This is a genomic window from Rhodococcus sp. NBC_00294, from assembly GCF_036163995.1.
In the GTDB taxonomy this organism is placed as follows: Bacteria; Actinomycetota; Actinomycetes; order Mycobacteriales; family Mycobacteriaceae; genus Rhodococcoides.
On the sequence record NZ_CP108043.1, the window covers coordinates 4,305,445 to 4,325,333 of the forward strand.

Genomic DNA, 19,889 nt, shown 5'->3' on the forward strand with positions numbered 1-19,889 from the left:
GGTAGCCCCCCACCACCAGATCGGCCTCCGTGGCCGCATCCTCCCGCAGTCGGGTGGGCGACGACGACCAGGCCGCGAGAACGGACTCGCGCAGTGCCTCCGTCCCGAAGGGGTCGGTCAGAGGGTCGACGACGACTCCGTGATGTCGGTGACCGCCTCGGTGTCCCGGGGCTCGGTGTTCTGGGGCTCGGTGTTCTCGGTCGGCGTGGTCTCCAGGGCACCGTCGTCGTAGGCCGCGTACGCGGGCGATCCGGCGCCGGTCGGTCCCTCGGTGTCCGAGTGCGCACCGCAGCCGTACGCCGCGTGCACCACGTGTCCGTCCGCGGCCAACTCGTTTCCGCACACGCCGAACGCAGCGCTCAGCGAACCCTGCAGAGCGAGATAGAAACCACACGTGACGCACGTGCCCGGCGCCGCCTTGGCCATCGGGGAATCGGGACCGAAGTCGCTCTCGGCCCACCGCTCGGCGGCCTCGAGCCGACCCTCGCGGCTCATGACCTGCTTGCGACCGAGACCGAGTTCGAGGGCGACGTCGTCGACGGCGGGATCGCCGGTGGCCAGGTACCCCGGCACCAGTCGGACGTCCTCGTGGCGTGGCGGCAGCAGGTCACCCGGAGCCAGATCGCCGGGACGGATGCGCTCGTCCCACGGAACCCACGTCGGCGCCACCAGGGCGTCCGGACCGGGAAGCAGGGCGAGTTCGCTGACGGTGACGGTCTCGGAGCCGGGGGGCGCTGCGACGACGACCGCCCACTGCCAGCCGCCGTATCCGGGCAGGTCGGCCGCGAAGCGGTGGATCGCAGAGGCCTCGTCGACGGCCTCGACCCCGAGGTGGGCTCCGACCGGGCCTTCGCCCGACTCCACGACGGCGGCCTGCGCCACGGACACGGCGTCGGCGAGGAGCGGGGGGATCTCGGTCACGACAGGGGCACTCACACCCCCTATTTTGCAGCATCGGCTCGCGTCGTGCGCCCACCGGGCCTGACAGGATGGCCGTATGCGTTCGGGTCTCTTGCGTTCAGGTTCGGGAGTCGGCCGCGCGATCGGGTCCGGAACCGTCGCCGCCGCGGTGGTGCTCGGTGGATGCGCGCCGGATCCCGCACCGCCGGCCGCGGACGTGCCCCGCTTCGGCGTCGAGATCGTCGGCACGTCGCCGCACGACACCGACGCCTTCACCCAGGGTCTCGAGATCGACGGTGACCGATTGCTCGAGGGGACGGGCCGCGAGGGCCGCTCCCGCGTCACGGCGTCCGATCGGGAGACGGGCGACGTGCTCGCGGAGGTGGACCTTCCCGCACCGCTGTTCGGCGAGGGCCTCACCGTCGCCGGCGACGCGGTGTGGCAGCTGACCTGGCAGGACGGGATCGCGGTGGCCCGAGATCGTGAGACTCTGCTGGAGCGGCGACGCGTCGACTACGACGGCGAGGGCTGGGGTCTGTGCCTCGACGAGTCGAGTGCGGGATCGAGCGGCCGCCTCGTGATGAGCGACGGCACCGACACCCTCACCTTCCGAGATCCGGTCACCTTCGAGCCCACCGGCAGCGTGCGCGTGACTCGGGGCGAGCGGCCGGTGACGTCGATCAACGAGCTGGAGTGCACCGCGGACGGGATCTACGCCAACATCTGGAAGACCGACGACATCGTGCGGATCGATCCGTCGACCGGCGCCGTGACGGCGATCGTCGACGCCTCGCCGTTGCGTGCCGCACTCGAGGACACGTCCGGAATCGACGTCCTCAACGGCATCGCGGCCGTCCCCGGCACGTCCCGCTTCCTCGTGACCGGCAAATTGTGGCCCACTCTGTTCGAGGTCGAGTTCCGACCACGGTGAGCGAGGGACGCCGCCCCGCCGAGCGAGTCGCCCACACTCCCCGACCCGAGGTGGGGGACAATGACGGGGTGACAGGTCCCGACGATCCGCGCCCCGGTTCGCGACATCCGGGATGGGACAACTACTCGCCGTCCGAGCGACTCCCACCCCGTCGATCGCCGCTGCCTCCGCTGCATCCACCGACGGCCGGACCGGGCGAGACGATCCCGGGCGACCCGACCACGGCGCCCGACCCGACGACACGCATGCCGAACCAGGACACCGGTCCCCGCCGTCCCCGCGTACCGCGCAAACTGACGGTCACCCGCGTCGCGGCGATGCGTGGTCGTGAGATCACGGGCAAGGGCATCGCGACGTTCCGACGCGCCGCCACCGCCGACGGAGCCGACAAGTCCGGTCTCACGGCGCTCACCTACGCGACGATGGCCAACTTCGCCTCGGACGCGGCGATGGCGGTGGCGCTGGCCAACACGCTGTTCTTCTCCGCCGCGACGGGCGAGGACAAGACCAAGGTCGCCCTGTATCTGCTCATCACCATCGCCCCGTTCGCGATCATCGCGCCCCTGATCGGCCCCATGCTCGACCGCCTGCAGCAGGGTCGCCGCATCGCGCTGGCCACCTCGTTCGTCCTGCGCGCCGTCCTCGCCGTGGTGCTGGTCTTCAATTTCGACACCTGGCTCCTCTATCCCGCCGCGCTCGGGATGATGGTGCTGAGCAAGTCGTTCTCGGTGCTCAAGTCAGCCGTCACCCCTCGGGTGCTGCCACCGGACATCGACCTCGTCCGGGTGAACTCCCGCCTGACCGTGTTCGGGTTGCTGGGCGGCACCATCTCGGCGGGAGCGGTCGCGGGTGCCATCGCGTTCGCACTGGGTTCCGCCGGGGCACTGTGGTTCACGTTCGCCGTGACGGTGTTCGGCGCGTATCTCTCCATGCGCATCCCGTCCTGGGTGGAGGTCACCGAAGGTGAGGTGCCCGCGACGCTCGGATACCACGCCGAGGCGACCACCGGCGCGATCGGCATCGTCCCGGCGCCCAGCAAACGGCGGCAGCCCCTCGGCCGCGACGTCCTCACCGGACTGTGGGGCAACGGCACCATTCGTGTGCTCACCGGCTTCCTCACGCTGTACGTCGCGTTCGTGGCGAAGTCCCGCACCGAGCACGAGCCACTCCAGCAGGCACTCATGTTGGCGTTGGTGGGCGCGGCGGCCGGACTCGGCAACTTCGGCGGCAACGCCGCCGGCGCCCGGGTGAAGCTCGGTCGCCCGTCGGTGCTGGTGGTGCGCTGCACCGCGGCCGTCACTGCGGTCGCGATCGTCGCGGCTCTGACGAACAGCCTGCTGACTGCCGCGCTCGCGGCTCTCGTCGCCTCGGGCGCGAGCGCGCTGGCGAAGGTGTCGCTCGACGCGTCGTTGCAGAACGACCTGCCTCCCGAGTCGATCGCGTCCGGCTTCGGGCGCAGCGAGACGGTGCTGCAGCTGAGCTGGGTCATCGGCGGCACGTTCGGCGTGCTGCTCCCCACCGAGTACTGGCTGGGTTTCACCGTGGTGTCGGTGGTCCTTACGATCGGCCTGGTGCAGACATTCGTGACCCACCGGGGCGGCTCGCTGCTTCCCGGCTTCGGCGGCAAGAGACCGGTACGAGCGGACCAGGAGGTGGCGGGCAGCGAACTGCGCCACGCCACCGGCCGAATTCCCCGAGTGGATCAGGACGCGGGCCGCGCACCCGCGGGCGAGGACGCTCCCCGATGACGACACGCAAGATCCTGTACGGACTGTCCGCACTGGTCGCCGTCGTCGGCGTCGCCTTCGTGCTGGTGGTCGGCAAGGCGATCCTCGACGCCCCCGAGGAGTCCCCGCGGGTGTCCGCGTACGCCGACGGCCGGTACGAGGAAGTGGAACCGTTCCGGTACTGCCCGGTGCAGGAGCCGCTCTGCGACTACGAGGGCACGACCGCGACGATGCCCGTGCGCGAGGGCCATCCGCTGCAGTTGTCCCTGCCGGGCGCCATCTCGGAGAACCCGTGGGGCTTCGCCAGCGTCTACGGAGACCCGGACTCCGGCGACGTCGTGGAAGCAGACGAGTACTTCGCCCCCGGGACTCGGAACACGCTCACCGTGCCGCCGGTGAACGAGGACGGACTCGTGCTCATCGGCGTCGAGGTGCGCCTGCCGTCCGGTGTCATCGACGTCGACACCGACCAGGAGGAGATCGTCAGCCACGCCATCTGGTCGATCGCCACCACGACGGCCCTCTAGGACTCGGGGCTCGCGTGACGGATTCACCACCCAGTTCGAGCACTGGCGCACGCACGGCCGCTGGGAGTGACCGCCCGGGTCAGCTGTCCAGTTCGCGGGCGACGGCCCGGACCACCTCGGATATCTTCTGGGCGGTCTTGCGGTCGGGGTACTTGCCCTTGCGCAACTCTGGCTGCACGGTGGCCTCCAGAAGCGTGATCATGTCCTCGACCATGCCGTGCAACTCGTCGGGCGTGTGCTTGCGAGCGGTCGGCTGATCGCGGCGGGCGGCGGCACCCGCCTGACGCAGTGAGGGCGCCGGGTCGAGAACCTTTAGCGACAACGCCTGGGGTCCGCGGCGCCCGGCGGCCATGCCGAACTCGACGCGCTGGCCGGCCTTCAGGCCCTCGACTCCCTGCGGGAGCGCGGACGACCGGACGTACACGTCCTCACCCTCGTCCTGCGAGAGGAAGCCGAAACCCTTGTCGACGTCGTACCACTTCACCTTGCCGGTCGGCACCGATCTCACCCATTCGTCTCGTTGATCGCGTCACATGAATAATCGCGCCCGTTGCCGCCGCCCATGACGGGCCCTGGCGCTCGGGACGCGATGAGTCGATGGTACTCCGCTGCGCGAACGACGAGCACCTCGATATCGCGGGGGTAGGCGGCGGGAAGGCCGGAGGCCGGTCGGGTCGTCAGGCCGGGAAGGCCGGAGGCCGGTCGGGGCATCAGGGCGGGAAGGCCGGAGAGATAGTGTGCTCTCTCGTGACCGACTCCCCCCGTACCGGAACCCCGGCGCTCCTGGTCGCCGCCCTCGTCTGTTTCGGGCTGGGCCTGCTGGCGATCGTCGTCATGTTCGTGACGCTGCTCGTCTGGGACGATCCGCCCGGACTGTGGATCTATCTCTCGGCGATGCTGTGCCCGCTGGGGTTCCTGCTCGGTCTTATCCACGCGCTGCGGTCGGGCCGCCGAGCCCGGCGCTGACACGGCGGAACCGGGCATACTGGTCGCATGCGCCTGCTGCTGAACGTCATCTGGTTGATCTTCGGCGGCCTGTGGCTCGCTCTCGGCTACTTCGTGGCCGGCATCGTCTGCTGCATTCTCATCGTCACCATCCCGTTCGGTGTCGCGGCCTTCCGCATCGGGGTGTACGCCCTGTGGCCCTTCGGCCGGACCGTGGTGGACAAGCCCACGGCGGGCGTCGCCTCGGTGATCGGCAACGTGATCTGGATCGTCGTGGCAGGGATCTGGCTGGCCATCGGGCACATCCTCACCGCGATCGCCATGGCGATCACCATCATCGGGATCCCGCTGGCGTTGGCGAACCTCAAGCTGATCCCGGTGTCGCTCATGCCGCTGGGCAAGGACATCGTCGACTCGGACGCACCGTTCGTGGCCACGCGCTACTGACGTCGGGGCGCGCACTCAACAGAACGAACGGTTCCTTCTCGGCGTGGCCCGAGGGGTGATACACGTCGGATCGGTCTACCATCCTGTGCGTGATACTGAAGAAATCCGATGACCGCACCTTCGGATCACACAGGATCTTCGTCGCCCTCACCGTGATCGGTGCCGCCGTGGCGCTCGTCGCGCACGATCGGCTCATCCCGTTCGACGTCCCCAAGTTCGGGTTGTTCCGGTTCGGCATCGACGCTCTCGTGTACCGCGCCGGCGGAGCGACGGTGCTCGACTCGTCCCCGCTGTACGCCCACGATCTGGTCGGCGAACTCCCCTTCACGTATCCCCCGTTCGCCGCGCTGGTGTTCGCACCTCTCGGGGCGATGTCCACTGCGACGACCAACATCGTCTTCTGGCTCGGGAACATCGCGCTGCTCTATCTGATCGTCCGGTCCTGCTGGATGGTCCTCGGCTTCCGCGACGACCGCAGTCTCCGCATCGTCAGCGCCGCACTGTCCATCGTCTTCACGTGGCTCGAACCGGTGCGCATGACCATCTGGCTCGGTCAGATCAATCTCGTGCTCCTGGCGCTGGTGCTGTGGGACCTGTCGCGGCCCGAGGGCAGCCGGCTCCGCGGCATCGGGGTCGGCATCGCCACCGGCATCAAGATGACTCCCGGACTGTTCCTCGTCCACCTAGCGCTGACACGGCAGTGGCGGGCACTGGTCGTCGGCGTCGTCACCGCCGCGGCGACCGTGGTGCTCGGCTTCGTCGTGCTCTTCTCCGACGCGGTCACCTACTGGTTCGGCGCCATCTCCGACTCGTCCCGCATCGGCGACATCTCGTCCGGCGCGAACCAGTCGCTACGCGCGTCGATACCGAGGTGGTTCGGCATGACCGAGGCGCCGACGCTGCTCTGGATCGTCATCGCCGGAGCCGTCTGCGTGGCCGGCCTTCTCGTGGGCACGGCGGCGCACCGCCGGGGGTTGCCGCTCCTCGGCCTGATCGTCATCGGCCTGACAGCGCCTCTGGTGTCCCCGTTCTCCTGGGGTCACCACTGGGTATGGCTCCTGCCGCTGGTCATCGTCTGCATGGACGTCGCACTGCGTGCCTCGAACCCGCTCGCCTGGATCCTGCCGCTCGTCGCGAGCCTGCCGCAGATCGCCTGGTTCTGGGTGGCGCCCGGTGACGTCTACGCGATCGGCACCTTCATGCTCCCGCCGTCGAACCGACTCGAGGGTGTGGTGCTGCAGACCGTCTACCCGACCACGGGTGTTCTGGCGCTCGTCGTCGTGGCTGTGATCCTGCGCACATGTGACGTCGGACACATAACGAAGCGGTCACGAACGGGTGACGAGACGGTGGTCAGCACGCCTTCGCCGTCCTAGCTGCGACGACCCGTTCGAACACCTCACAACGGCGGCGCGACGCGCGCACCAGGGGAAGTTATCGAACAGTGACATGTGTGCCCGTTTCGTAATACTGTCCATCACGGCCGGAAGTTCGGCCGACGTCCGGCCCGCCGCGCCAAACCTCGTCCCGCGGGTACCGGACATCCCTCACAGACATGATCAGGGACGAGGGCGGGGGACCCACACGTCCTTCGTAGATATCCGGCCGGCTCTCGCGGCGCCCCACCGGGCACCGAGCAGTCGACCTAGGGGTGAAGCCTCTCCGCTCCAGCCAGGAGCGCACCGAGGCCGGGCTACCTCTCAGCCCGAATCCGACAGCTGACCTCGCAGGCGCGTGTGGAGAGGATTTCTACCCTTATGAGCGGACGTCATCGCAAGCCGAGCACCACGGGCAAGACCGTCGCCAAGGTCGCCGTCACCGGCGCACTGGTCGGCACCGCAGGTCTCGCATTCAGCGGCACGGCCAACGCAGCCCCCGATTCCGACTGGGACCGTCTCTCGCAGTGCGAGGCCGGCGGCAACTGGGGCATCAACACCGGTAACGGTTTCCAGGGCGGCCTGCAGTTCTCGCCGAGCACCTGGACCGGACACGGCGGCGGAGAGTTCGCGGCCACCGCGAACCAGGCCAGCCGTGAAGAGCAGATCGTCGTCGCCGAGCGCGTGCTCGAGTCGCAGGGCTGGGGCGCCTGGCCGTCCTGCTCCTCGCAGCTCGGACTGAGCAGCGGTCCGACGCAGCGCGACGCACCGGCGACCACGGCGCCCACCGCACCGGCACTCCCCGATCTGACGAGCATCCCGTCGACCGAGCAGGCCGTGCAGGGACTCACCCAGGTCGTCCAGAACTTCACCAACGATCCGGCGATCCTGGGCTTCGTCCAGGCCGCCACCGCGGATCCGCAGGTGGCGAGCTTCATCGCAGCGAACCAGGATCTCCTGCCCCGCTGACCCACTCCACGAGAAAGGCCCCCACCGACTGGTGGGGGCCTTTCTCGTGTCTCGCGCGTCAGCGGTTGATGACCGTGTGGGGATGCGCGTAGGGCAGCGAGTCCACCGGCAGCGGGAACTCCGTCTCCTCACCGAACGGGGACAGGTTTCCGGCGCGCGCCGACATCAGTTCGGTGACGGGATGATCGTCGTCGTCCGCACTGTGCGGCCAGCCCGGGTCGACATATCGCTTCTTCTCTGAGTTCGCCATGGTTCATTTCACCATTCGGAGTAGCGCCTCTGCCAGTCCAGGTCCCTGGACCGGTCTCTACGCTTGACCTCGATGACCGACAACGAGGGCACGCCGGCGGACACACTCACCGAGTGGTTGTCCGCGCGCAGCGACGACGAACTGGCCGAACTGCTGCGGCTCCGCCCCGATCTGACCATCCCGCCGCCGCCCACACTCGAGGTTCTGGCGGGCCGGTCCGAGCAACGTGCCTCGGTACTGCGCGCGGCCGAGGACCTGGACACCACGTGCCTGACCGTCGTGGAGCTGCTCGCGCACGAGGGCGCCGACACCGCCCCGGTCGCCCGCGCCCGACTCGACGAGATCGTCGGCCGCCGAGCGACGAAGAAGGCGGTCGACGCGGCTCTGTCGGTGTTGCGTGCGCGTGCGCTGGTGCGCGGCACGACGTCGCTCACCCTGGTCGCGGCCGCACGCGACGCCGTGCCGTGGCGGGTCGGACGGTTCTTCGACGTCGACGCCTCGCTCACCGCCGAGGTGGTCGGTGCGAAGCTCGCGGAGATCGACGACCGCAGCCGTGAGCTGCTCACCACGCTGACCCGCTCGTCGTCGATCGGCCGGACGCGCGACGCTGCACCCGGTACGCCCGCGGATCGGCCCGTCCAGCGCCTGCTCGCCGCCGGGCTGCTCACCTGGCTCGACGACAACACAGTCGAACTGCCGCCGCAGGTCTCGCAGGTACTCCGCGGCGAGCCCGTCACCGATCCGGTGTCGCTGGCCCCACCGGCGGCGTCGACCACCGCTGTCGGGGTGGCGGACGTCGACGCGGCCGCCGCCGGGGAGGCCCTCGAGCTGCTGCGGCACTGCGAGGACATCGTCGACTCGCTCTCCCGCACGCCCGCGCCCGCACTCAAGGCGGGGGGACTCGGCGTCCGGGAGATCCGACGCATCGCGAAGGCAGCCGATCTCGACGAGGCGCGAGTCGGCCTGCTGGTCGAGGTCCTGGCGGGCGCCGGACTCATCGCGGTGGGGCTGCCCGATCCGGGACCGCTCACCGACATCGACGACATGTGGACGCCCACCCCCGCGGTCGACGCATGGGTCACCGCATCGCCGGCACAGCGCTGGGCCACCCTGGCAGGTGCCTGGCTGGATCTGCCCAGGGTGCCGTGGTTGATCGGCATGCGCGACGCCAACGACAAGCCGATCGCCGCACTGTCCGACGAGGCCCGCTCGGCCGCCGCGCCCCGAGACCGGCGGATCGTGCTGGGCGTGATCGCCGATCTCGCCTCGGGAAAGGCCCTCGCCACCGAGGACGTCGTCCGCATCGCCACCTGGCGCAGGCCTCGCCTCGCCGCTCGCCTGGGCGTCGGCCCGGTCTCCCGCTACCTGGCCGAGGCCGGCGCTCTCGGGGTCGTCGGCCGCGGAGCACTGTCCACCCCCGGACGCGCACTGATCGGTGATCCCTCCTCGGCCGCGGCGGCGATGCACCGCGTCCTGCCCGAACCCATCGACCACGTTCTGGTCCAGGCCGACCTGACCGTCGTCGCCCCCGGGCCGTTGACTCCCGAGCTCGCGCAGCGGATGGCGACGGTCGCGGACATCGAGTCGGCGGGCGCCGCGACGATGTACCGCATCGACGAGCGGACGCTGCGACGTGCTCTGGACGGCGGCACCACCGCCGCGGAGCTCCATGCCCTCTTCGCCACCCATTCGCGGACGCCTGTCCCGCAGTCGCTGACCTACCTCATCGACGACGTCGCCCGCCGCCACGGACGCCTGCGTGCCGGGGTGGCGTCGTCCTTCGTCCGCTGCGAGGACCCCGCACTGCTCGCGGAGGTGCTCTCCTCTCCCGCCGCCGAGGCCCTCGCGTTGCGGGCACTGGCCCCGACCGTCGCGATCTCGCAGGCGCCGCTGGCCGACGTGCTGGCCGGGCTGCGCGCCGCCGGGTTCGCACCCGCGGGCGAGGACTCCTCCGGCACCATCGTCGACGTCCGCGATCGCGGTGCGCGCGTCGTCCCCCGTCGCGGTCGCTCGCCCTACCGCACGCCCGCCGTCCCCACGGACGAGCAACTGGGGCGCCTCGTCTCGGAGATGCGGGCCGGCACCCGAGCCGGAGAGGTGCGCCGGACCGAGCGTGAACGGGTGCGGTCCGACGGCACCCGTGCGTCCGGCGCCGCGACGATCGCGCTTCTCCAGCGCGCCGCGTTGTCCCGCTCACCGATCAGCATCGGTTACGTGGACGCTGCCGGTGTCTCGAGCAACCGTGTCGTCGAACCGGTGACCGTCGGCGGCGGCCAACTCGACGCGTGGGACCCCGACGCCGGTGTCATGCGTCACTTCACGTTGCACCGCATCACGTCGGTGGCCCTGCTCGCCTGAACCGCCGCGCCGGTGCAAGGCACAATGGACTGGTTGCGCCCCGGTTCGTCCATGCGGGGCGCGTGAAGGAGAGACCGTGACCGACGGACCGTTGATCGTCCAGTCCGACAAGACCCTGTTGCTCGAGGTCGACCACGAGCTCGCCGGGCAGGCCCGCGCGGCCATCGCTCCGTTCGCCGAGCTGGAACGCGCACCCGAGCACGTCCACACCTACCGCATCACCCCGCTCGCGCTGTGGAACGCGCGCGCCGCGGGCCACGATGCCGAGCAGGTGGTCGACGCTCTCGTGACCTTCTCCCGCTACGCGGTTCCGCAGCCCCTGCTCGTCGACATCGTCGACACGATGGCCCGCTACGGCCGGCTCCAGCTGGTCAAGTCGCCCGTGCACGGGCTGTCCCTGGTGAGCCTCGACCGCGCCGTGCTCACCGAGATCATGCGGCACAAGAAGATCGCCCCGATGCTCGGCGCACAGGTCGACGACGACACCGTGCTCGTCCACCCCAGTGAGCGCGGGCGCCTCAAGCAGATGCTCCTCAAGGTCGGCTGGCCGGCCGAGGATCTGGCCGGATACGTCGACGGCGAGGCGCACCCCATCGATCTCGACTTCTCCGGTGGCCACTGGGAGCTACGCGACTACCAGCAGATGGCGACCGACTCGTTCTGGGCCGGCGGATCCGGTGTGGTCGTCCTCCCCTGTGGTGCCGGCAAGACGATGGTGGGCGCCGCGGCCATGGCCAAGGCCCGCGCGACCACATTGATCCTCGTCACCAACACCGTCGCCGGTCGGCAGTGGAAGCGCGAGCTCATCGCCCGCACCTCCCTGACCGAGGAGGAGATCGGCGAGTACTCCGGCGAGCGCAAGGAGATCCGCCCGGTCACCATCGCGACCTACCAGGTGATCACGCGCCGCACCAAGGGTGAGTACAAGCACCTCGAGCTCTTCGACTCCCGCGACTGGGGCCTGGTGATCTACGACGAGGTGCACCTCCTCCCCGCTCCCGTGTTCCGCATGACAGCCGACCTGCAGTCGCGACGCCGACTCGGACTCACCGCGACGCTGGTGCGCGAGGACGGCCGCGAGGGCGACGTGTTCTCGCTCATCGGCCCCAAGCGTTACGACGCACCGTGGAAGGACATCGAGGCACAGGGCTGGATCGCGCCGGCCGAGTGCATCGAGGTGCGCGTCACTCTGACCGACGCGGAACGCATGTCGTACGCCGTGGCGGAGCCGGAGGAGCGTTACAAGCTGTGCTCCACGGCGCACACGAAGATCGCCGTGGTGAAGTCGATCCTGGCGCGGCACGAGGACTCACCGACGCTCGTCATCGGCGCGTACCTCGACCAGCTCGACGAGCTGGGTGCGGCCCTGGACGCCCCCGTGATCCAGGGCTCGACCAAGAACAAGGAGCGCGAACTGCTCTTCGATGCGTTCCGCCGCGGCGAGATCAAGACCCTCGTGGTGAGCAAGGTCGCCAACTTCTCCATCGACCTCCCCGAAGCCTCGGTGGCCGTGCAGGTCTCGGGCACCTTCGGATCCCGGCAGGAGGAGGCCCAGCGACTGGGCCGACTGCTGCGCCCCAAGCACGACGGTGGGCAGGCGCACTTCTACTCGGTCGTCTCGCGCGACACCCTCGACGCGGAGTACGCGGCTCACCGCCAGCGCTTCCTCGCCGAGCAGGGCTACGCGTATCGCATCACCGACGCCGACGACCTCCTGGGACCGGCGATCTGACGTGCGCACCTTCGACTTCCCCGTGGACCGCGCGCACGCCCGGTCGGTGAACGAGACCCTCGGCGACGTGCGGCGGTTGCGCATCTCGTCCGTCGTCTTCGCCGTGCTCCTCGCGGGCGGCGCGGCCTGGCTGTACGTCCTCGACCACGCGTGGTCCTACATCCTGTGTGCGGTGCTGGCCGTGGCCGCCCTGATGTCGCTGTGGGTGTCCGTGTGGGCGCCCCGCAAGGTCGGGTCCATCGACGAGCTGTACGCCTCGAGCGCGTTGGTGCCGGCCATGGTGTCGGAGACGCGACCGCGTGGAGCCACGATCCTCGCGCTGATCGACATCGCCAAGCCGGAGACCACCGTCCCGCACTACGCACTCGTCGTCCGGAACGTGCGGGCGCTGCCGGGACACACGATGACCGAGGGCGAGCGCGTCCCCTCCGTGGCCGTGCTGTCCGACCGGAGCGCCAAATCCATCTCGGAGACGTGGCAGATGGTCAGCCCCATGCCCGTCGCTTGGGGTACGCGGGACCGGACCGTGCTGCGGACGGCCATCGAGGCCATCGATCCGGTCGAGTGGAAGCTGCTGCGTAAGAACCTGTCCGTGTCGGAGACCGTGCGGCAGGCCGAGAACGATCAGCTCCTCATCGACCCCCACGACCTGCCCGAGGAACTGCTGCAGAAGCGCGCGGACTGACGCGTCGAGGGACTCGTGACTCGAACGCTAGGCTCCCCCTCATGGCTGTGACGTCGAACGACCGCGCATCGAGTCCGGCCGGCCTCCGGCCTTCCCGCGAATCGAATCCGGCCGGCCTCCGGCCTTCCCGCACCGTCGCCCGGCTGCGCCCCTTCGCGTCCACCATCTTCGCGGAGATGACCGCGCTGGCGGCCACGCACGACGCCGTCAACCTCGGTCAGGGTTTCCCGGACACCGACGGCCCCGCGCGCATGCTCGAGGTGGCGCGCGAGGCCATCGCGTCCGGCCTCAACCAGTACCCGCCCGGACCGGGCATGGCGGTGTTGCGCGACGCCGTCGCTCGGGACCGGGCCGGCCGCTACGGCACCGAGTACGACCCGGACTCGGAGATCCTGGTCACCGTCGGGGCCACCGAGGCGATCAGCGCCGCGATGCTCGGCCTCGTCGAGAGCGGTGACGAGGTGCTGCTCGTCGAGCCGTACTACGACTCCTACGCGGCCGCCGTCGCGCTCGCGGGTGCGCAGCGGCGCACCGTCCCCCTCGTCGTCGACGGCGATCGGTTCGCCCTCGACGTCGATGCCCTGCGCTCCGCCGTCGGCCCGCGTACCCGCATGATCGTCGTCAACTCCCCGCACAATCCCACCGGAACCGTGTTCACCGCATCGGAGCTGGCCGCGATCGCCGAGGTCGCGTGCGAGCACGACCTCCTGGTCCTCACCGACGAGGTCTACGAGCGACTGGTGTTCGACGACGCCGTCCACACCCCCATCGCCACGCTCCCCGGCATGGCCGAGCGCACCATCACGGTGTCGAGCGCGGCGAAGACGTTCAACGCCACCGGGTGGAAGACGGGGTGGGCCTGCGGACCCGCCGACCTCATCGCCGCGGTGAAGGCGGCCAAGCAGTTCATGACCTTCGTCGGCGGCGCCCCCTTCCAGCCGGCGGTGGCCCACGCCCTCGACCACGAGAGCGCCTGGGTGGACGCCCTGCGAACGGGACTGCAGGCCAAGCGGGACACGCTGTCCGCCGCGCTGTCGCATGCCGGGCTGGACGTCAAGCGCAGTGAGGGCACGTACTTCGTCTGCGCCGACATCGCTCCACTGGGCGAGTCCGACGCCGACAGTTTCTGCCGTGCGTTGCCCGAACGCATCGGCGTCGTCGGCGTACCGGTGGACGCGTTCGTCGATCACCGCGAGGGCTGGGACACCCTGGTGCGCTTCGCCTTCTGCAAACAGGATCACGTGCTCGCCGACGCGGCGTCGCGCTTGGCCCGATTGTCCGCCACCCCATGACGATCGACACTGCGGCGCCGCCGACCATCTCGGTGGAGTTCGTCCGCACGGCGGTGACCCTCGCGCGGGAGACGGGTGTGGACCTGTCCGCCTGCCTGCGCGAGGCCGACATCGACCCGCACGTCCTCACTCGTCCCGGCGCCCGCCTCACCACCGACCAGGTCACGCGCCTCACTCGCGCGCTGTGGCAGATGACGGGCGACGAGCTGATGGGTCTCGGATCGGCTCCGGTGCGCCGCGGCACCTTTCGGGCACTCAGTCTGACGATGATCCACCGCCCCGATCTGGGGAGCGCGCTCGAACGGATGGTGGACGTCGGTCGCGCCTTTCCCGGCGTCCCGCGCGGTGTGCTGATGCGCGGCGGGGGACGCGCCCGGCTCGAACTCGTCGACTCCCCGACGATGATCGCCGATCAGCTCTCCCCGGAGGCGGCCGAGGCGGCGCAGCGCATCCGCATCGAGTTCCTGCTCATCCTCTGGCACCGCTTCTCGGCATGGCTCATCGGGCGGCGCGTGAAACTGCTGTCCGTCCAGGTGCCCTTCCCCGAACCGCAGCATCCGTCGCCGCGGGTGTACGACGACATTTTCGGGGTGCACGTGACGTTCGGATCCGACGTCGCGGCACTGGAATTCGACGACGCGATCATGGCGTCACCGCTCGTGCAGACGGAGGAGAGCCTCGAGGAGTACCTCCGCGAGTCGCCCAATCGCCTGTTCTCGGAGCGGGACTACGGCTCCAGCGCGGCGAGTGTGGTGCGGCGCGCCCTCGCACTGGGCGCGATGGGCCGCGCCTCGACCACCACCGACATCGCGACGATGTTGTCCATCAGCGTGCCGCACCTGCGCCGGTTGCTGCGCCAGGAGGGCACGTCACTGGGTCAGCTGCGCGACGAGGTGCTGCGCGACGCGGCGGTCGCCGGGCTCGAACGAGGCGAGACGGCCGAAGAGATCTCCTCGCGTCTCGGCTTCTCCGAACCCAGCGCCTTCCGCCGCGCCTTCAAACGGTGGACCGGGATGACGCCGGGGTCGTACCGCTCACACGCGTGAGGCGAGCACGAACTCCGACAGCTTCTCCCCGATGAGCACCGACGGTGCGTGAGTGTGGCCGCGGATGATCGTCGGCATCACGGACGCGTCGGCCACGCGCAGCCCCTCCACCCCGCGCACCCGCAGCTCCGGATCCACCACCGATGCCGCGTCCGAGCCCATCCGGGCGGTGCCCACCGGGTGGTAGAGGGTGTGGGACATGGTCTCCAGCGACTCGCTCAGCGCTTCGTCGAGTGCCTCGCTGTTGCGCAGTACCGGGCGCACCATCTCCCCCAGTCGCGATTTCAGCGGCTCCGTCTGCGCGATGTCGGCGCAGTAGCGCAGCCCGCTGAGCATCGCCGCACGGTCCACACCGCCCGGGTCGGACAGGTAGCGCGGATCCACGATCGCCTTGTCCAACGGTGCGGACGACCGCAACGAGATGCGTCCGCGGCTCTCCGGCTTGAGCAGGATCGACGCCAGGATGGCCGCATGCGAGTCCGCAGGGATGAGACCCTCGTCGAAGAAGGGCGCCGGCGCGAAGAGCAGTTCGATGTCCGGGAGGTCGAGCGAGTCGCGGCTGCGGACGAAGCCGTACGCCTCCGCGACGTTGGAGGTCAGCATGCCGCGTCGACGCGCGAGGTAGTTGATCAGCTCCGGAATCTTCTCCGCGGTGAACAGCGTGTCGGACTGCACCCCGTATCCGAGGGCGGACACCAGGTGGTCCATGAGGTTCTCGCCCACCTCGGGGGCGGCATGCACCACGTCGATGCCGTGCTCGGCGAGATGCTCCGGCGCACCGATCCCCGACAGCATCAACAACTGCGGGGTGTTGATGGCACCGCCGGACAGGATGACCTCCTTCGAGGCCCGAACCGTGTGCAGCGCACCGTCCTTCGAGTACTCGACACCCACTGCGCGGGTTCCCTCGAAGAGCACGCGCGTGGCCTGCGCCTCCGTCACCACGGTGAGGTTGGGCCGTGACATGGCCGGCCGCAGGTACGCGTCGGCGCAGCTCCACCGGGCGCCGCGCTTCTGGTTGACCATCGTCTCGGTCATGCCCTTGGGCGTGGGGAGATTGGCGCGCTCCGTCGACAAGCCCAGTGCCGCGGCCGAATCGAGGTACGCGCCGGTGATCGACCGGGGACTGCGCTGCTTCGACACGTGCAGCGGTCCGCCGCTGCCCTCGTCGGACTCGGTGGCACCCTCGATGTTCTCGATACGGCGGAAGGTGTCCACCACGCTGTCGAACGACCACCCGGGTCCCGCTGCCTCCGCCCAGTCGTCGTAGTCGGCTGCGAACCCGCGCACCCACATCATGGCGTTCATCGACGAGGAGCCGCCGAGCATGCGCCCACGGGGCCAGAAGATCCGTCGGCCGGCGAGTTCGGCCTGCGGCTCGGTGTCGTAGTCCCAGTCCAGTTCCGAACGGAAGAGCTTCGAGAACCCGGCGGGAATGTGGACGAACTTGTCCTTGTCCTCCGGGCCCGCCTCGAGGACGACGACGTCGGTGTTCGACGCGGCACTGAGCCGATTCGCGACGACGCATCCTGCGGATCCTGCGCCGACGACGACGTAGTCGGTGGAAGTCTCGGTCATGTCAACCTCTCAGAGCGGACGCGAAGATGGCGGGCAGGGCTTTCCAGGACGGAGCCGCGGCGAACGCGGTGAACCGCTTCGCGGTGGTGGCCGCGGTGCGGTTGGTGACGAACCACGGCGGCTTCGGCGACAGGGTGAACTCGCCCTTCAGGATCGAGCGCGGCGCGGGTCGGAAGGGCCCGCGGACGATGGTGCGCTCGGGTCGGTCGATCAGCAGTGCGTTGTGCACGACGCCGATTCCGCTCTGGACGTCGTCGAGCGTGTGGCCCGGGAACGCACCCCAGGTCGCCGCCGCCGTGAGGAAGCCGACGCCGGTCCACGCGTTGAGCGCGATGGTGCCGTAGCGCAGGTCCTCGAGCATCTCGTCGACGGCGGTGCCGAGCGACGACAGCGTGTCGGGATGCGCGATCACGTTGACGCCGAGCGTGCCGACGAACTCCTCGTTCGACATGCGGACGGCCTCGTCCACGAAACGTTGCCCGGTGTACGGGATCTCGATGACACCGAGCACCGGTGCGAAGTACTCGGTGGTGAGCAGAGCGCGGTAGCTGTCCGGATCGAGGTCGCTCACGAGGGTGCGGCCGCCGGACGGGCCGAGCGACTCCGCGCCCGGGTAGTCCGCACGGGCACCGGCGACGCGGCTGGCGCTGCCGGGGTAGTACGGCTCGCGGTCCGGTGCCTCGTGCAGTGCCGTGCGCAGTGCCGCCAGGAACGCGTCGCGCTGCGGCCACTCGGAGGAGATCACCACGACCTGCGCCGCGACGCAGTTGTAGCCGCCGTTGTGCAGCCGCTGGGTCACCACGTGCTCGGCCTGGAACCGGATGTCCGCGTCGGACCACTGGCCCGGGATCACGATGACCGGCGAGACGCCGCCGAGTTCGCTCGAGATGGGCACGTCGAGCAACGGGGTGTTCGCCTTCTTCCGCTCGGCACCCTCCTCGCCGGTGCCGAAGACGATGGCGTCGTGCGTGATCGAGCTGCCCGTCATGTGCACGTGCGCCACGGCGTCGTGGTGCACGAGGTACGAGCCGACGTCCGGGCCACCGGTGAGGATGCGCACCGCGCCCAGCTCGACCAAGGGAGCGAAGACGGCGCGGAGCACCGGTTCCATCGGATCCGTCACCGGGTTGAGCTTCAGCGCGACGACGCGGTTGTGCGCGACCAGTTCGTAGAGCGTGTCGAGCGGGGCGATGGACGTGATGTTGCCGGCGCCGAGCACCGCACCGATGCCCCCGGTCTCGGTCGGGTTCCGTTGCGCGAGTCCGGCGTCACGGCGCGCGGTGTCCGCGTCGACACCCGGTTCGAGCCACACCTCGGCGGAGAACCCGTTGAGCAGCAGCGTGTCGAAGATGTTCGACGGCAGGACCTGCACGGTGGTGCGCCCGCCCGGACCCGAGCCGATCCGGGCGTCCGCGAGCGGGCTCTTCCCCACGGCGAGCTGCCGCAGACTCTGCGCGAGCACGTGGCACGCGGTGACGACGGAGTACGGCCCGGAGAGCCATTCCTCGCCGAGGAGTGCGGAGGCCGCGGGCAGCTTCTTGAATCGAGCGGCCGCGTCGACCCACTCCTGCGCCTTCGACGCCGTGAGGCCCGCGACCCGGTCGAGAAGGTCCGCACGGTCGCCGAGCGAGGCACGTGCCCATGCGGCCTCGCCCTGCGCGAGGTCGCGGAGAGCCGCGTCGACCTCGGGAAAGGCGGATGCGCCGGTGGTACTCGGGGTGAGTTCGCCTGTGGTCATACCGTTGATTGTGACCTGTACTACATCGGGTGGCCATAGGCGGACGTCGGCCGCTCACGCGCCCGGCTTGTGCCGAGGCACAGCAGCCCTGTGGTGTCCGTCACCGGACAGCCGTACGGTGGAGTGATGTCGACGCCTGTGGCCGTCCGCCGCTCCGTACCGGAACCGCTCACCTCGCAGGGTCTCGCCGCGCTGCTGGGAGAGCACGTCGGCGAGCTCAGCGAGCGACTCGTCCTCGACATCCTGGTCGCCGAACAGTCGTACCTCGAGGCCACGTCGCTCACGCGGGACGAGCTCGCCACGGTGTGCACCGGCAATCTTCGGTCCATGCTCGACGCTCTGACCACGGGCGCGAGCGGCGACCTGGAACCCGCACGCGCGGCCGGCCGGATCAAGGCCGAGAACGCGGTGCCGCTGGCGGCGTTGCTGCACGCGTTCCGCCTCGGTGGTCGTCTGATCTGGGCCGAGCTCACCGCGGCGGCCGCGGGCCGGGCTCCGGAGGTGCTGCTCGCGATGGCCACCGAGGTGTGGGCACTGGTGGACACCTATTCCGACGCGGCCGCGGAGGCGTATCGCGACGCCGCGGACCGGCTCGCCCTCGACGACGCGGATGCGCGCCGCATGGTGCTCCGCGCTCTGTTCGACGAGACCGCCTCGGACCCCGCTGCCGTGCAGGACGCCCTGCGGGCCTTCCGCATCCCGGACGCGGGCCACTTCGCCGTCGTGTCCGCCGAGACCACCGTCGACCGGGGTGCCACTCCGGGCAGCGCGCGCGAGAGCATCCTGCCGCTCGGTGTCGAGTCGGTGTGGGACACCGATGCGGACGGTCACCTGGGACTGCTGGTCGCCTCGGCGCCGGCGGTGCTCGACGACGCGGTGGACACCCTGGGCCGGCTCTACGGCACCCGACTGGGTGTCGGCACGTACTACGAGCGGTCGCTGTCCACCCCGACGGCGGTGGCGCAGGCCCGGACGGCTCGTCGCTGCGCACCGCCGGGGAGCGCGCGCATCAGTCGCTACGACGCGTGTCCGGTTCCGCTGCTGCTGGTCTCGACTCCCGACGCCGCCGCGCGGGCCGCCCGGCAGATCCTGGGTCCGCTCGCCGTGGCCGAGGGCCCGCACCGCCTCGCGGACCGGGACAGCCTGCTCGAGACGCTCGACGCGTGGTTCGCGGCCGCCGGTTCCACCACCGCGGCGGCCGACCGCTTGCACTACCACCGCAACACCGTGCTCTACCGGCTCCGCCGTATCCACGACCTCACGGGCCGTGATCACACGAACCCGGTGGACGCCGCCGAACTGTACGTCGGTCTGCGCGCAGCGGAGCTGGCCCGCGTTCGGTGACGACGGCCGTGTAGGAACATACGTTCGAACGACCGCGCTACGAT

18 protein-coding genes and 1 riboswitch are annotated in these 19,889 nt (G+C 70.0%); of the genes, 13 read left to right on the top strand and 5 right to left on the bottom strand.

What is annotated here, in order from left to right; translation table 11 throughout:
* Window positions 1-117 precede the first annotated feature (117 nt).
* Window positions 118-945 (bottom strand): DUF3027 domain-containing protein, encoded by an 828-nt coding sequence (locus tag OHB23_RS20155; protein WP_056447505.1) that lies wholly within the window; start codon window positions 943-945, stop codon window positions 118-120.
* A 52-nt stretch (window positions 946-997) separates the two neighbouring features.
* On the opposite strand from OHB23_RS20155, the gene OHB23_RS20160 reads away from it, so the two are divergent.
* The 3 genes from OHB23_RS20160 (at window position 998) to OHB23_RS20170 (ending at window position 4,085) form a co-directional block, all read left to right on the top strand.
* Window positions 998-1,831: a glutaminyl-peptide cyclotransferase gene (locus OHB23_RS20160; protein ID WP_328810254.1), complete on the top strand. Its 834-nt coding sequence runs from the start codon at window positions 998-1,000 to the stop codon at window positions 1,829-1,831.
* A gap of 68 nt (window positions 1,832-1,899) precedes the next feature.
* Window positions 1,900-3,579, top strand: a complete 1,680-nt coding sequence (locus OHB23_RS20165; protein ID WP_285187861.1) for an MFS transporter — start codon at window positions 1,900-1,902, stop codon at window positions 3,577-3,579.
* Complete coding sequence (locus OHB23_RS20170; protein WP_027504232.1) at window positions 3,576-4,085, top strand: DUF2771 domain-containing protein; 510 nt, start codon at window positions 3,576-3,578, stop codon at window positions 4,083-4,085. Before OHB23_RS20165 ends, OHB23_RS20170 begins: the two co-directional genes overlap by 4 nt.
* Window positions 4,086-4,164: 79 nt before the next feature.
* Here the strand turns inward: OHB23_RS20170 and OHB23_RS20175 are convergent, their stop codons facing one another.
* A complete protein-coding gene (locus tag OHB23_RS20175) occupies window positions 4,165-4,584 on the bottom strand; it encodes a cold-shock protein (protein ID WP_027504234.1) in 420 nt (139 codons plus the stop codon).
* A 248-nt stretch (window positions 4,585-4,832) separates the two neighbouring features.
* On the opposite strand from OHB23_RS20175, the gene OHB23_RS20180 reads away from it, so the two are divergent.
* From OHB23_RS20180 to OHB23_RS20195, 4 genes are all read left to right on the top strand, one after another.
* Window positions 4,833-5,051 carry a hypothetical protein gene (locus OHB23_RS20180; protein WP_027504235.1) on the top strand — a complete coding sequence of 73 codons (219 nt, stop codon included), beginning with the start codon at window positions 4,833-4,835 and terminating at the stop codon, window positions 5,049-5,051.
* A gap of 27 nt (window positions 5,052-5,078) precedes the next feature.
* Complete coding sequence (locus OHB23_RS20185) at window positions 5,079-5,477, top strand: YccF domain-containing protein (protein WP_328810255.1); 399 nt, start codon at window positions 5,079-5,081, stop codon at window positions 5,475-5,477.
* An 89-nt stretch (window positions 5,478-5,566) separates the two neighbouring features.
* Window positions 5,567-6,853: a glycosyltransferase 87 family protein gene (locus OHB23_RS20190; RefSeq protein WP_328810256.1), complete on the top strand. Its 1,287-nt coding sequence runs from the start codon at window positions 5,567-5,569 to the stop codon at window positions 6,851-6,853.
* A 166-nt stretch (window positions 6,854-7,019) separates the two neighbouring features.
* Window positions 7,020-7,226: riboswitch (cyclic di-AMP (ydaO/yuaA leader) on the top strand.
* A gap of 8 nt (window positions 7,227-7,234) precedes the next feature.
* A complete protein-coding gene (locus OHB23_RS20195) occupies window positions 7,235-7,822 on the top strand; it encodes a transglycosylase family protein (protein WP_027504237.1) in 588 nt (195 codons plus the stop codon).
* Window positions 7,823-7,880: 58 nt separating this feature from the next.
* On the opposite strand, the gene OHB23_RS20200 is transcribed toward OHB23_RS20195, so the two are convergent.
* Entirely contained in the window at window positions 7,881-8,072 is a 192-nt protein-coding gene (locus tag OHB23_RS20200; RefSeq protein ID WP_027504238.1) for a hypothetical protein, read from the bottom strand.
* A 72-nt stretch (window positions 8,073-8,144) separates the two neighbouring features.
* Between OHB23_RS20200 and OHB23_RS20205 the strand changes: the two genes are divergently transcribed.
* The 5 genes from OHB23_RS20205 to OHB23_RS20225 all read left to right on the top strand — a co-directional run bounded on the left by OHB23_RS20205 (window position 8,145) and on the right by OHB23_RS20225 (window position 15,185).
* Window positions 8,145-10,430: a helicase-associated domain-containing protein gene (locus tag OHB23_RS20205; RefSeq protein ID WP_328810257.1), complete on the top strand. Its 2,286-nt coding sequence runs from the start codon at window positions 8,145-8,147 to the stop codon at window positions 10,428-10,430.
* A gap of 76 nt (window positions 10,431-10,506) precedes the next feature.
* Window positions 10,507-12,162: a DNA repair helicase XPB gene (locus OHB23_RS20210; protein WP_027504240.1), complete on the top strand. Its 1,656-nt coding sequence runs from the start codon at window positions 10,507-10,509 to the stop codon at window positions 12,160-12,162.
* 1 nt (window position 12,163) lies between these two features.
* The gene (locus OHB23_RS20215) at window positions 12,164-12,847 is read left to right on the top strand and encodes a DUF3239 domain-containing protein (RefSeq protein WP_222640926.1); all 684 of its coding nucleotides are present in this window, start codon (window positions 12,164-12,166) and stop codon (window positions 12,845-12,847) included.
* A gap of 41 nt (window positions 12,848-12,888) precedes the next feature.
* Entirely contained in the window at window positions 12,889-14,139 is a 1,251-nt protein-coding gene (locus tag OHB23_RS20220; RefSeq protein WP_222650986.1) for a pyridoxal phosphate-dependent aminotransferase, read from the top strand.
* Complete coding sequence (locus tag OHB23_RS20225; protein ID WP_056446817.1) at window positions 14,136-15,185, top strand: AraC family transcriptional regulator; 1,050 nt, start codon at window positions 14,136-14,138, stop codon at window positions 15,183-15,185. Before OHB23_RS20220 ends, OHB23_RS20225 begins: the two co-directional genes overlap by 4 nt.
* Here the strand turns inward: OHB23_RS20225 and OHB23_RS20230 are convergent.
* Window positions 15,174-16,763: a GMC family oxidoreductase gene (locus OHB23_RS20230; protein ID WP_027504243.1), complete on the bottom strand. Its 1,590-nt coding sequence runs from the start codon at window positions 16,761-16,763 to the stop codon at window positions 15,174-15,176. The genes OHB23_RS20225 and OHB23_RS20230 overlap by 12 nt on opposite strands.
* Window position 16,764: 1 nt before the next feature.
* Complete coding sequence (locus OHB23_RS20235; RefSeq protein ID WP_328810258.1) at window positions 16,765-18,501, bottom strand: aldehyde dehydrogenase family protein; 1,737 nt, start codon at window positions 18,499-18,501, stop codon at window positions 16,765-16,767.
* A gap of 126 nt (window positions 18,502-18,627) precedes the next feature.
* Between OHB23_RS20235 and OHB23_RS20240 the strand changes: the two genes are divergently transcribed.
* Window positions 18,628-19,845: a PucR family transcriptional regulator gene (locus tag OHB23_RS20240; protein ID WP_328810259.1), complete on the top strand. Its 1,218-nt coding sequence runs from the start codon at window positions 18,628-18,630 to the stop codon at window positions 19,843-19,845.
* The last annotated feature ends 44 nt before the right edge of the window (window positions 19,846-19,889 follow it).